This window comes from Aliiglaciecola lipolytica, from assembly GCF_018860635.1.
In the GTDB taxonomy this organism is placed as follows: domain Bacteria; phylum Pseudomonadota; class Gammaproteobacteria; order Enterobacterales; family Alteromonadaceae; genus Aliiglaciecola; species Aliiglaciecola lipolytica_A.
This window is the reverse complement of sequence record NZ_JAHKPT010000004.1, coordinates 339,778-353,931: the sequence shown is the minus strand read 5'-3', so window position 1 is coordinate 353,931 and position 14,154 is coordinate 339,778. Positions and strand designations below refer to the sequence as shown.

The following is a 14,154-nucleotide window of genomic DNA, read 5'->3' as shown; positions in this document are numbered from 1 at the left end:
GAGCCTTATTATATGCTTTACTTAATCGATTTAGTTTGAATTAAGCATGCAAATGACTAACTTAAGCGTAGGCAAATTAGGTTATTTGAAGTTTTGCGCTTAATTGAATTGAAACTTGGATGCTAAATAACTTGTGCAGCTATGATTGGCGTGAACCTTGCTCGCTAACTTTATATTAAGCTAAGTACTGTTATGGCCCTAAGTAGTAAAACAAGTAGTTAAAGACGTAACTCATTTTTGAAATCACGGTGGTAATTTATCGATCGTACTAAAAGCATAATGTGATTAACTTTTTCAAGATGCACATTTTCAGCATCTCTTTTCCACAGTGATAGGAACGACTATGCAAGACATTAACTTAAGAATCAGCCTAGATAAATATTATCAGCAAATTAAGGCGGTCATAATTGACAAACAGCACCCTATATCGGGGTTATTGCCGGCTAGTACTGCGATAACAAATCATGGTAATTATCAAGATGCGTGGGTACGGGATAATGTTTACAGTATTTTAGCTGTTTGGGGACTAGCGTTAGCATATCGCCAATTGGATGATGATGGAGGGCGTGGATTTGAGCTTCAACAGCGCACGGTAAAATTAATGCGTGGTTTGTTACGGTCAATGATGAGTCAGTCAGCTAAAGTCGAAGCCTTCAAAAAAAGCCGTAGTCCAGATGATTCCCTGCATGCAAAATATGATACCGCGACCGGCGACAATGTAGTGGCAGATCATGAATGGGGACATTTGCAAATTGATGCGACCTCTGTATTTTTGCTGACACTAACGCAAATGATCGCATCTGGATTAGAGTTAATTTGGAGCGATGAAGAAGTTGATTTTATTCAGAACTTGGTGTTCTACATTGAACGGGCTTATCGCACACCAGATTTTGGTATTTGGGAGCGTGGGGCTAAATCTAACAGCGGACATGTTGAGCTAAACGCAAGTTCGTTAGGCATGGCCAAAGCCGCGTTGGAAGCATTATCAGGATTTAATTTATTTGGCGCTAAGGGCTCACAAAATTCTGTTATTCACGTTGTACCGGATAATATCGCTCAAGCCAATATTACGCTAAGTGCTATGTTACCAAGGGAGTCCATTACCAAAGAAATAGATGCAGCTTTGTTGAGTGTTGTCGGCTTTCCGGCGTTTGCGGTTCCAAATCAAACGCTTTCGGATAAGGTACGGAACGATATTATTGGTAAACTTGAAGGTAGATATGGGTTAAAACGTTTCCTACGTGACGGCCACCAAACCGTATTAGAAGATGAAGGTCGTCTTCACTATGAAGAACAAGAGCTAAAACAATTTGAAAACATTGAGTCAGAGTGGCCTTTGTTTTATGCCTATTTGTATTTAGACGCCATTTTTAGAGATGACAGACAGCAAGTGGAGCATTATCGAAGTCGTTTAGACTCGGTGATGGTTGAGCAAGAAGGTCATCTACTGCTTCCCGAATTGTATTATGTACCTTTAGAATCCATTGATAAAGAGCGAGAAACTCCACATTCGCAAGATCGTTTGCCAAACGAGAACGTTCCTCTTGTTTGGGCTCAGAGTTTATTCTTATTAGGCGCGATGTTGGAAGATGGACTGTTACGTCCGGGTGACTTAGATCCGATCGGACGTCGACATGTTAAACCTGTCAAACAACCAGTTGTTCAACTAGTATTTTTGGCTGAAGACGAAGCACTGCAATCTGAATTGGCAGGCAGTGGACTAATGACGGAAACGATCAGCGATATTTCACCGGTTAAGGTTTGTCGACCAGAAGACATTGCAACTATGTATTCGCAAGTCGGTGCGAATCAGTCGTTAGGATTAACTGGGCGCTCTTTTAGGATCCCCAAAAGTTTAACCACAAGCCGAGTGTATGTATTAGGCAAATCACGTTTTGTTTGCTTAACCCCATCTTTTATTCAACAAGCGTTCTTTTTAAGCTATGACATCGATTTTATGGTTCGACGCTTCAAAAGTGAGTTGAGTTATTTGCATCGAAATTGGACGGAAACAGGCAGACCTACCGTGACCGTTATGTTAACTCGTCAAATGTTAGATGCTGACAGAACTTCCTTTTTCGAACTGATAAAAAAGATTGATTCCGGTTACGTAGACGGTATTCCTGTGAAAATGGGCAAAATGGCGCAACTCACTCCTACAGCGGCAATTGAGCGTTTTGATGATTTGAATGGCTATGCGTTACCAAATGAAATATCCATTAGTGTTACGCCATTTAGAACTACATTAATCTCTAGCGGCTCCAATGCACCTTTAACACAAAGTGAAGAAGTTGAAATCTCCTTTATCACTGATACGCAATTGCTAGCAGATAGATTGGCCGCCTCAGATAATTTATTTGAACAAGTCGAAATTTTATCGGTATTGGTAAAACTTCAAGGGTTGGATTCAACCATTACCTACAGTGATACCTGTTATCGATTAACAGACGCGCTTGAAGAGGTTTATAGTGAAGCAGGGCGCTTACGGCTTTGGTCTGTATTGCGCCATGCAGCAGGCTTATTAGAAAAAGTAGATGGTGATCTTGGCTTAGTGGTAAGCGCAATCCTGGTTGCCCAGAAAAACATTCAAGTTGGGCGTTCTTATACCGACGAATCGCTTATATCTAGGCCTTTAACTGATGACGAGTTATTAGCAAAAATTCATCATTATTGCCGTGATGATGTGCGCGACCAAATTTTAACCCAAGAAGTGTTGTTATGCCTTGGATTGTTAATTAAAGCACGTCCCGAATTATTCAGAGAATTAATGACGATCCGTGTCAGTCACCTAATTATATTGCTTACCAGCCAAATTGCGCGTTCACAGAAGTTAGCTACCGATGAAGCGTACGAAAGTTTGATGGCCATGGCACCGTCGGTCATTCAGGAACGCTTGGAAGCGGTATTAGAAGATTATCAATCGCTCTCTGATTTACCGCAAAAAATGGAAAAATTGCATGCTAAAGGTATTTCCGAAAAACTAAACTGGCAGCAAAACTTAGGGCTTGAACAACTTTCTACGCCCAAAGATGGCTGGTTAGTGTGGCGACAACATCAGGGGATTATTGACCGTCGTTCTGCATCTTTCAATCAACAGATTTGGCAAATTTTACACCATACGCCAGGGCTAGTGATTGGTAATAAGATGGACCGCAGGAATCGCATTGATAGCGGTATTGTATTGAGTGATATGACTCCTGGAGAAACAGCCTTTGCGCTGATAACCGAACACCTGTTGAATAATATTCATGCCGCAGAATATCGCCAATTAACCATTGAATCATTAAATGCAATGGCAAGCTTTTTTGAACAAAATTCAAGTTTGAAAATCGATGAGCCGATTATTGTTGATGCTACTATCGGTCACGCTGTCAAACTAGCTTATATCGACAAATATCCCGATAGAGTAGATAGTTATACCGATCATAAGAGTCAGGCATGGGATTATTTTTACACTCTATCACCACAAAAAACCACAGCATTTATTGTGTCTGCTCTGAGTATGTTATTAACGGTTCGCTCTAGTGCGAATGAACAGTTTGAACCACAACAGGATGACAAAAAGAAGGTCAATTCTGAAGCAGACGAGTAAAATAAGTTTAACAATGACTAAATTTAAATAAAAACGTATAGCGCAAATTAAAGCTGAGATTACGAATAGATTATTGGTGTTTTTCACGGTAATCTATTCGTTCAGAAAATGATTTAACGGAGTAAAGTTATGTTTAGTCACATTATGTTAGGTGCAAATAGCATAGAAGAGTCGAAAGCGTTTTATGATGCTACTTTCGCTGAGTTAGGTTGCAAACCTGGTGTCATTGACCCTAAAGGTCGCTGTTTTTATATAACTGATACTGGTATTTTCGCAATTACTAAACCAATTAATGGTGAGCCTGCAAGTCATGGTAATGGCAGTACTATTGGTTTTTCAGTAGATAGTCCAGAACAAGGAAATGCTTGGCATGCTGCTGGTTTGGCAAATGGTGGTACTGACTGTGAAGATCCTCCTGGGATCCGCAAATCTCCTTCAGGTGACATGTATTTAGCTTATTTGAAAGATCCAGCAGGAAATAAACTCTGTGCTTTGAAGCGCATGGGCTAAGCGTTACATTATTTATATTTATGTCTGCCGAATAAGGCAGGCATAAATTGTTAACTTGTTATCTTGTTATCTTTTTCTTATACCTCTTATTCAGTTTTTTCTGTCACAATTTTCTGTCAAATAAATTTACACTTTCACTCCTTTAAGCAACCTGCTTGTTTTTATGTTTTTGTTTTTACAAAGATAAATATTTTGGCCTATGTTATGCTTGCTCATAAAATGAACAAAACTCAAGGAGTAGAGGTATTATTGGGTTTTAAGATAAAACATGTTTACATTTGATAAGGATTAATCTAATGAAAATAAAAAACCTTGGCATTTCGCTATTCTTCGTCTCCTCTTTTAGTGCTAACGCAGGATTGTTAGGACTGGATTTAATTGAAACTGGCGATGACGCTATCTCTGACATTACCAGTTCTTTGGTTGTTTCCGGTGGTGGTGTAAGTGTAATTGCAGGTAGTGAAACCTTTGTAGGGGCAATTGGTGATGGTTTCAGCAGTAACTCTGCCCAGTCTGGTATTTTTTCCGGTGTTAATATTACTGATGGCTCTTCTACTGTCAGTATGGGAGAAGGTGCAGTATTAACCAGTGGTACAGCGAACATACCTAGTGTTAACACAGAAACAAGTTTTGACCCTTTCATTCCAGGAACCGGAGGTGATGCAGACTTAACCGCAATTTTGAATGATGCGGGTGCGCCATCATCAATAACCAATGATGTCAATTATATAGAATTTGATTTCATGTTGGGCGCAGGTTTTAACGCTATATCTCTAGATTTCATATTCGGTAGTGATGAATTCCCAGATCAGGGAGTCACTGATGTGTTCGGTGTATTTGTAGATGGAACCAACTATGCGTTTTTTCCAGATTCAAGTTTAGTGTCATTTGTTGAAGGAGCTAATGCGAGTAACTTCTTGGATAATACAACAGGATTATTCGATATTGAGTATGATGGATTTAGTCAGAACTTAAATTTAATCGGTCTGGTTGATGAAAGTTTAACTCAGCATACCCTTAAAATTGCTATCGCTGATACGTCAGACAGCGTTTATGACAGTGGCGTATTCTTAAGTAACTTAACTGGTATTTATACTGACAACGACGGTGGAGTGAATAATCCACCGACTACCAACGTCGATGAACCTCTAGGCGTTTTTTTATTGCTCAGTGGACTAGGTTTAATGATGCGGTTGAGACGTCGTAGCTAAGTGTATTTGTGAGAATATAAGAGACCAAGTTTAACTTGGTCTTTTTTTTGTCTGTAATCTCACTTTTGCAGTTGAAGCTTATATCATCCCAATGTGCCTAAATTAATGTTGCCTTTTTACAGCAGTTTTAATTGGACGAGATCTGAAAGTGCGTGACTGCGAATGAGAGTTTTTGCATTCTCAATATCAGGTGAAAAATATCTATCTTTATCGTAAAAAGGTACTTTTGAACGCAGTAAACGCTTAACTTTTTCGAGTTGAGTACTGGATGTCAAAGGCGCTCTAAAGTCCACGCCTTGGCTTGCTGCAAGCCACTCAATGGCTAATATTCCCGCCACATTATCATAGATATCTCTTAATCGACGGGCAGCAAAAGTAGCCATGGATACATGATCTTCTTGATTTGCAGAGGTTGGCAGTGAATCTATAGACGCCGGATGAGCATAGGTTTTATTTTCGCTAGCTAGCGCTGCACAGGTGACTTGGGCGATCATAAAGCCGGAATTGACCCCGCCATTTTCAACTAAAAATGGGGGTAAACCGCTAAGATTATTGTCGATCAGTAATGCCATTCTGCGTTCTGCCAAAGATCCTATTTCACACAATGCAATGGCTAACATATCAGCGGTCATAGCAACCGTTTCAGCATGAAAATTGCCGCCAGATAAAATATCTCCGCTATCTGCAAACACCAGTGGGTTGTCTGATACGCCATTCGCTTCAACAAGCAGGGTTTGCGCGGCAAATCGTATTTGCGCTAAACAGGCACCCATTACTTGAGGCTGACAGCGCAAAGAGTAGGGGTCTTGTACTTTGTTACAGCCTTGGTGGGAATTGCCTATAGTGGAAGATGCCAATAGTTGTCTATAAGCCGCTGCGATATCCGTTTGCGCTTGATGTCCACGGACAACATGAATACGTTCGTCAAAAGGCACTCTCGAGCCCAACGCGGCTTCCACGCTTAAACTGCCGATTGCAATGGCACTGTTTAATGCGTTTTCGGCATAAAACAAACCTTGCAGGGCAAAAGCGGTTGACGCTTGTGTTCCGTTTAACAGCGCAAGCCCTTCTTTTGGTGCCAATGCAATCTTCGATAACTTGGCGATTTTTAATGCCTTTTTAGCTGGGTATTTTTGACCTTGAAAAAAGGCTTCACCTTCACCAAGCAGCACTGCACTCATATGTGCTAATGGTGCTAAATCGCCAGACGCTCCAACTGATCCTTTTTCTGGAATGGCTGGATAAACTTGCGCATTAAATAGAGTGATAAGGGCATTAATGACACTTAATCGAATACCTGAAAATCCCCTTGCTAATGAGTTAATTTTTAGAAACATCATTAACCGAACGGTATTATCAGGCATGAAGTTACCTGTACCAGCAGCATGGGATAACACAATACTGCGTTGTAATGCCTCTAATTCATGTTGCGGAATTTTGGTGTTTGCAAGTAAGCCGAATCCAGTATTAATACCGTAAACTGTTTTGCCTTTTTCGGTGGTATTTAACACTGTTTCTTCAGCGGCATTAATGCCTTCAATGGCAGACTCATGTAACTCCAATGGAACATGCTTGCGATGAATCTTAGCTAATTGTTCAAGACTAACCTGACCTGGTTTTAAGATGATTTTAGCCATGGTTAGCCTCTTCTATCATAGGCAAATCTAAGCCTTTTTGTTTTGCACATTGAATTGCAATATCATAACCGGCATCAGCATGGCGCATGACTCCTGTGGCTGGATCATTATGCAATACTCTTGCTATGCGCTCATCTGCCTCGGATGTTCCGTCACAGACTATGACTACCCCAGAATGCTGGCTAAATCCCATACCAACGCCGCCGCCATGATGCAAACTTACCCAAGTCGCGCCACTAGCCGTGTTTAACATTGCATTCAATAGGGGCCAATCTGATACTGCGTCTGAACCGTCTAACATACTTTCTGTTTCACGGTTAGGGGATGCGACAGAACCAGAGTCCAAATGATCTCGGCCAATTACAATGGGAGCGGAAAGTGCACCTGAGCGAACCATTTGATTAAAAGCTAGACCAAGTTTTTGTCGTTGTCCTAAACCTACCCAACAAATTCTAGCGGGCAGACCTTGAAATTGAATTCGCTGTTTGGCCATATCTAACCAATTATGTAGGTGAGGATCATCACTGATCAGTTCTTTTACTTTGGTGTCAGTTTTATAAATATCCTCAGGATCACCAGAGAGTGCGACCCACCGAAATGGACCTATACCTTGGCAAAATAGTGGTCGAATATAAGCGGGCACAAAACCTGGGAAATCGAATGCATTATCAACTCCCGTTTCCAATGCCATTTGACGAATATTGTTACCATAATCTAGCGTTGCTGCTCCCTTAGCCTGTAAGCGTAACATTGCGTTGACTTGTACCGCCATAGACTTTTTAGCAGCTAGAACTACTCTATTTTCATCTTTTTTACGTATTTTAGCAGCTTGTTCAAGTGTCCAGCCCTGTGGAAGGTAACCGTTTAGAGGATCATGGGCACTGGTTTGATCGGTGACTACATCGGGAATATTGTCTGATTCAGCAATTTCACTAAATACGTCAGCGGCATTTCCCAATAATCCTATTGAGATGGCTTCACCATTTTGTTTCGCTTGCTGAAGTAATGCTAAGCCATGATTCAAATTTTTGGCTTTTTTGTCTAGGTATCCGGTTTTTAAGCGGAAATCTATGCGGCTTTCATCAACGTCTACCGCTAACATTGAAAAGCCTGCCATAGTCGCCGCTAAAGGTTGAGCTCCACCCATTCCTCCTAAACCACCGGTTAAAATCCATTTGCCTGCTGCTTGTCCATTAAAGTGTGCCTTGGCGATACTTACAAATGTTTCATAGGTTCCTTGAACTATGCCTTGTGAACCTATGTAAATCCAAGAACCAGCAGTCATTTGCCCGTACATCATTAGACCTTGTTTATCTAACTCATTGAAATGTTCCCAAGTCGCCCAGTGAGGTACTAAATTTGAGTTGGCGATGAGTACTCTAGGGGCATTTTTATGGGTCGGAAATACGCCTACAGGTTTACCACTTTGCACCAATAGAGTTTCGTCATCGTTAAGCCGTTTTAGCACTTCTACGATTTTATCAAAACACGGCCAGTTTCGTGCTGCGCGACCAATGCCGCCATATACTACTAACTCATGAGGATGTTCTGCGACCTCAGGATCTAAGTTGTTCATTAACATCCGCATTGGTGCTTCAGTTAACCAACTTTTAGCGGTTATATTGCTGCCTGTTGGCGCTTTTACTATGCGTTTGGAGTAACGTTTGTTCATGCTTGAATGTCTCTCAATTAGAGGACTCTTGTTAAAGAGCCTGAAAGTCTAGGTGGCCACCCAATCGATATCGATTGCCTGGATGGTAAAGGCTGGCAAAACTCACTATGCCTTTAGCTGAAAAGGTACGACGTGAAATCAATAAACAAGGTTGTTCTATAGCAACAGATAGTGCCGCTGCAATGTCTGGTGTAGGTAATAAAGCTTCTATTACATGGTCTGCTTCGGTTAGTGGGGCAACCTGATTAAGATAGCGATTAGCCGTTGTATTGTTAAAATCCTGCTCGATGTAATCTTGTGCATAATGAGGATTTACTAAACGGTCTTCTAATTGAATAGGCGTATCGTTTTCTAGGTGAATTATTTTAGTATTGTAAACAAGAGACCCGACAGCCATCCCTAACAAATTTGCTTGATGTGTATTGGCAAATATTTTTTGTTGGCATATCACCTGATTCGAATAACTATGACCCCGTTTTAAAACTTCGTCATCAATACTATTAATTTCTAACATTGAACTCATAGGTCGCTGATCATTCACAAAGGTTCCTAAACCTTGCGAACGTAATAAGATCCCTTCGTTAACTAAATCTGTCAGCGCTCTTCGTGCCGTCATCCGGCTAACACCAAATTGTTCAGCTAGTTTATTTTCAGAAGGAACCTTATCCCCATGCTGCATTGTGCCATTGGCTATTTGTGCCAATAGATGGGATTTTATTTTGACAAAATGTGAGGCCATTAAGCTGTTAATTAATTGTAAATAAAATGCATCTTACTTGTATATACAAGTTACCGCAAGTACACTGATTACTCGTGCAACGGTACTATAGAGATCTTATGTCGAATCCCTGCGATTACCTTATTTACAACGTTCAAATAGCTACTATGTTGACTGGCTCTGCCCCCTATGGCGAAATAAAAAATGGCTGCATCACAATAGACGGCGAGCGCATCGTTTATGTTGGTGAATTGTCTAATTTTTCTGGAAATGCTAAAAGCAAATTTGATGGCGGTGGAAAGTGGATATTACCCGGCTTTATCGATTGTCATACTCATCTAGTGTATGGCGGTGACCGTGCCAATGAATTTGAAAGGCGACTCAACGGTGAAAGTTATCAAAGTATTGCTGCTAAAGGTGGTGGCATAAAAAGTACCGTAAACGCAACCCGTAAAGCGACAGCAGATGAGTTATTAGCGTCTGCAATATTAAGGGCTACTGCGTTAGTCAATGAAGGTGTCACAACGTTGGAAGTCAAATCAGGTTACGGTTTGGACTTAGACACTGAAATAAAAATGCTACAAGTTGCGAAAAAATTAAGTGACGAATTACCCGTTAAGATTCTTGCAACTTACTTGGGTGCCCATGCGTTGCCAGCCGAATTCGCTCAGGACGCGGATGCTTATATTGATTTCGTTTGTGACGAGGTCATGCCTAAAATAAGCGAATTAAAGTTAGCTGACAGTGTGGATGTGTTTTGTGAAAGTATCGGTTTTAGTCCAGCTCAATGTGAGCGAGTATTTAAAGCTGCTCAACAGTTTGGGCTAACGATTAAAGCTCATGTAGAACAACTTAGTGATTTAAAAGGTGCGAAGTTAGCATGTGATTATCATGCTTTATCCGTTGATCACATTGAATATCTGCCTGCATCTGATGTATTTAATTTAAAGCTATCCGATACTGTTGCAGTTTTGCTTCCTGGCGCGTTTTACTTCCTAAATGAAACACAGAAGCCGCCCATTGAAGCATTACGAAAGCAACAAGTACCAATGGCTATAGCCACCGATTTAAACCCCGGAAGTTCTCCTATCGCATCAATTCTCACCTGTGCCAACATGGCTTGTGTGTTATTCGCACTAACCCCTGAAGAAGCATTGCGAGGCATTACCGTAAACGCTGCCAAAGCGTTAGGCTTAAAAGACCGGGGAGAAATAAAAGCTGGGTGCCGAGCCGATTTGTGTTTATGGGATATTTCCCATCCAGCGCAACTCGTTTATACAGTAAATCAATACAAACCCGTTAGTAAATGGTTTGGAGGCAAGCTTGTTTAGTCAAAATTCTCATTTTCATTGGACTGGACGAGTCGACAATGAAGGCGGAATTAACAGCCGTCGCTGGCATCAAGTCATGGAACAAACCACGTCGCAAACGGATATCGCTTTATTGGGATTTAGTTGTGATCTTGGTGTGGCAGTCAATAAAGGCCGAGTAGGGGCGAAAGCCGGTCCTAACGCGATTCGCGCTAGTCTGTGTAGTTTGGCTTGGCATTTAGACAAATCAATTAAAGATCTGGGAAACGTGGACTCCCAGCATAACCTGGAAGAAGCGCAACACAATTATTCTCAACAAATTAATGCTGCGTTAAATTCATCAGCGTTTGTAATTGGTTTGGGCGGCGGACACGAAATTGCCTTGGCCAGTTACTCTGGCTTACGCAAAAATGTGCAGGCTAAAACAAAACCTAAAATAGGCATTATCAATTTCGACGCGCATTTTGATCTGCGCATACCGTCGCCTAATGCAAGTTCTGGTACCGCTTTTTACCAAATAGCGCAAGCTTGTAAACAATACACTGAGGCATTTCATTATACCTGTTTGGGCGTTGCTAAACCGGCTAATACGCAAGCATTGTTTCAATGCGCGCAAACACTAAAGGTAGGCTATTTATTAGATGAAGATTGTCAGTTAGATGCGGCGAAAGCGTTGCTTACACCTATGCTGCAAGAGGTTGACGAACTTTATGTTACTGTTTGTTTAGACGCTTTTTCTGCGTCCCTTGCTCCTGGTGTTAGCGCGCCAAGCTCTTTCGGTATTTCGCTGCCTTTTGTTATATCCATCATTCGATGGTTGACCACCCAGCAAGCACAAATGAATTTTAAATGGAGGTTAATGGATATTGCAGAACTGAATCCAGTATTCGATATTGATTCTCGAACCGCTAAGTTAGCGGCTCGTATTTTGTTTGAATCAGTTCATGCAAAAGCAGTGAGTATCGACAATAGCGTTTAATTTAAATTTTGCAGGTACCAATCTGCTACTAGTTTTCGCTCTTCATTTGTCATTTGAGTTTTATTTAAAAAGGGCATATCACGAGTCACGAATACCCGTTGATAAATGACGCTTAATTTGTTTTCCACATCTTTCCAATCATCCATAACTAAGCCCAGTGGAGGCGACGGAAACATGGGGTCTGTTGGTGTTTTTGAATGACAAGAAACGCAGTGGCTATCTAACACTTGTTTCACTTGGCTTTGAGAGACTAATTCCGTGCCTTGCTTAGTTTGTGGCTCTGATGTGGTTAATATATTCGGAGCAGAAACCCAAATTGCAATTGCCAGCATAGCCACAGCACCACTAATTAAGATTGACGGTTTAAATACACCGAGATGTTTTAAATTGAAAAAGTGTCTTATCCATGCCGAAACCACACATAGTGCTATCAACACTAGCCAGTTCTGCTCGTGTAAATAAGTCATGGGATAATGATTGCTAATCATGATGAACAAAATAGGTAGGGTAAGGTAGTTGTTGTGTACTGAGCGTAACTTAGCTTTCTCTCCCCAGCTTGGGTCGACCTCTTGTTTGTTCTTTACGGCATCAACCATGGCTCTTTGTGACGGCATGATTTGCAAGAAGACGTTTGCCACCATGATAGTTCCAATCAGCGCTCCGATATGTATGTAAGCGCCACGCCCGCTAAACCATTGGGTTGCCAACCAAGCCGCAACCGTTAACAGTATTAATAGAAAGATCGCGAATAACAATGGGCTTTTTGCTAACGGACTGCGGCAGGCTACTTCATACATCAACATGCCGCCAAATATTAACCCTAAACCCATTAATACAGCTTGGCTTTGGGTTAACTCCATAATATTAGGATCGATTAAAAAAGCAGACGCTCCAAAGTAATAAACTAAAATAAGTAAACTAAATCCACTTATCCAAGTGGTATAGGCTTCCCATTTAAACCAATGTAAGGTTTCTGGGATTTTTTCAGGGCCGTATTGATATTTAGCGACTTCGTAAAAGCCACCTCCATGAACCGCCCACAAATCGCCTTTAATGCCTTTGTTCTTTTTCCATTCCGGTGGTTGCTGTAAGTTGTTATCTAACCAAATAAAGTAAAATGATGCGCCAATCCAAGCCACACCCGCGATAACGTGAAACCAACGAATAAACAACGATACCCAGTCCATCCAAACCATTTAATTGCTCCTCGTGGGTTGTTTAAACACCGCTTTTCCGGCGATGTAAGTGGCTTCAGTGGTTCTTTCATCTGCCAACATGCTCAATGCAAATAACACATCAGAGGGTAAGTTGACAGTCCCTTCTGTTATTAAAGAATCTGTTCTTATTTCACTAAGCTGACTAAATTTAGGATCCAGTACGACAAAATCTGCATGACTACCTGGATTTAAATTACCAATACTATGTTCCAGATCTAATGACGCTGCGGTACCTTGGGTCATCATATAAAGACCACTTAATGCAGACAGCTTACAATGATTAAGTTGGCAAACTTTATAAGCATCCCCCATGGTCCTTAGCATATTAAACGAAGTGCCGGCACCAACATCGGTCGCCAACGCGACATTTACAGATGATTGCCTTGCTTTGTCTAGGTTAAATAAGCCGCTGCCTAAGAACAAATTAGAAGAGGGGCAAAAGGCAATAGTTGCTTGTGTTTGCGCCAATAAATCCCATTCAGCTTGCTGTAAATGAATACAATGACCAAACACACTGCCTTTTCTGACTAGGTGATGATGATCATATACATCTAAATAGTGTTGATGTTGTGGATAAAGTTCTTTTACCCACGCAATTTCATGCATATTCTCAGATAGGTGAGTTTGAATATATACATCTTGGTATTGTTGCGCTAATTCGCCTAAAGACGCTAACTGCGCTTCAGTGCTTGTTGGTGCGAATCTTGGTGTTAATGCGTATTTAGTGCGATTTTTGTTATGCCATTTTTCAATCAGTTCAGCGCTGTCTTTTTGCGCTGACGTTGGACAGTCTTGTAAATCTTCAGGACAGTTTCGGTCCATGCAGACTTTACCAGCAATCAGCGCCATTTGATGTGCAGTCGCGGCGCTAAAAAGTGCATCCGTAGCTTGCTTATGCACGCTGGAATACACCATTGCAGTAGTGGTTCCGTTACAAAATAACTGGCTTAAAAATAACTCAGCCATGGCATGGGCATAGTCATGGTTCTGAAACTTAGTTTCTGTCGGGAAAGTAAAGTTTTGTAACCATTGCAGTAACTGTTCACCATAGCTAGCTATCATCTCGGTCTGTGGGAAATGTAAATGGCTATCAATGAAGCCTGGAACTAACAACTTACCTCGGTAGTCTTCAACCGCTAAAGACACATACTCGTCGGGCAACGCTGAATAGTGGCCAATTGCTTCGATTTTACCGTTACGCGTAACCAAATAACCGTCCTTATAGAACGCGTAACCCTCATCTGGAGAGCTTGTTGTCAAAGGGAAGTGCAAAATACTACTGCGAAATATTTGTAAATCTGATTTCAT

10 protein-coding genes are annotated in these 14,154 nt (G+C 41.2%); 5 read left to right on the top strand and 5 right to left on the bottom strand.

The features are described from left to right. Positions 1–343 precede the first annotated feature (343 nt). From KO530_RS01810 to KO530_RS01800, 3 genes are all read left to right on the top strand, one after another. Entirely contained in the window at positions 344–3,592 is a 3,249-nt protein-coding gene (locus KO530_RS01810; protein ID WP_216046673.1) for a glycoside hydrolase family 15 protein, read from the top strand. A 129-nt stretch (positions 3,593–3,721) separates the two neighbouring features. After that, positions 3,722–4,102: a VOC family protein gene (locus KO530_RS01805; protein WP_216046672.1), complete on the top strand. Its 381-nt coding sequence runs from the start codon at positions 3,722–3,724 to the stop codon at positions 4,100–4,102. A gap of 296 nt (positions 4,103–4,398) precedes the next feature. Further along, positions 4,399–5,313, top strand: coding sequence for a choice-of-anchor L domain-containing protein (locus KO530_RS01800; protein WP_216046671.1), 915 nt, complete (start codon positions 4,399–4,401; stop codon positions 5,311–5,313). A 116-nt stretch (positions 5,314–5,429) separates the two neighbouring features. Here the strand turns inward: KO530_RS01800 and hutH are convergent, their stop codons facing one another. From hutH to hutC, 3 genes are read right to left on the bottom strand one after another with little or no spacing between them, the layout of a single operon-like run. Beyond that, positions 5,430–6,950, bottom strand: coding sequence for a histidine ammonia-lyase (gene hutH / locus KO530_RS01795; protein ID WP_216046670.1), 1,521 nt, complete (start codon positions 6,948–6,950; stop codon positions 5,430–5,432). Then, positions 6,943–8,622 (bottom strand): urocanate hydratase, encoded by a 1,680-nt coding sequence (hutU, locus tag KO530_RS01790; RefSeq protein WP_216046669.1) that lies wholly within the window; start codon positions 8,620–8,622, stop codon positions 6,943–6,945. The genes hutH and hutU overlap by 8 nt, the downstream gene beginning before the upstream one ends. 31 nt (positions 8,623–8,653) lie before the next feature. Further along, positions 8,654–9,361: a histidine utilization repressor gene (hutC, locus tag KO530_RS01785; RefSeq protein WP_216046668.1), complete on the bottom strand. Its 708-nt coding sequence runs from the start codon at positions 9,359–9,361 to the stop codon at positions 8,654–8,656. 98 nt (positions 9,362–9,459) lie between these two features. Between hutC and hutI the strand changes: the two genes are divergently transcribed. Together hutI and hutG are read left to right on the top strand one after the other, a co-directional pair. Further along, positions 9,460–10,671: an imidazolonepropionase gene (gene hutI / locus KO530_RS01780; protein WP_216046667.1), complete on the top strand. Its 1,212-nt coding sequence runs from the start codon at positions 9,460–9,462 to the stop codon at positions 10,669–10,671. Beyond that, the gene (hutG, locus tag KO530_RS01775) at positions 10,664–11,629 is read left to right on the top strand and encodes a formimidoylglutamase (protein ID WP_216046666.1); all 966 of its coding nucleotides are present in this window, start codon (positions 10,664–10,666) and stop codon (positions 11,627–11,629) included. Before hutI ends, hutG begins: the two co-directional genes overlap by 8 nt. Here hutG and KO530_RS01770 read toward each other — a convergent pair. Together KO530_RS01770 and guaD are read right to left on the bottom strand one after the other, a co-directional pair. Then, positions 11,626–12,825, bottom strand: coding sequence for a urate hydroxylase PuuD (locus tag KO530_RS01770; protein ID WP_216046665.1), 1,200 nt, complete (start codon positions 12,823–12,825; stop codon positions 11,626–11,628). The two genes, hutG and KO530_RS01770, sit on opposite strands and share 4 nt — an antisense overlap. Beyond that, positions 12,826–14,154: a guanine deaminase gene (gene guaD / locus KO530_RS01765; protein WP_216046664.1), complete on the bottom strand. Its 1,329-nt coding sequence runs from the start codon at positions 14,152–14,154 to the stop codon at positions 12,826–12,828. It lies immediately after the preceding gene.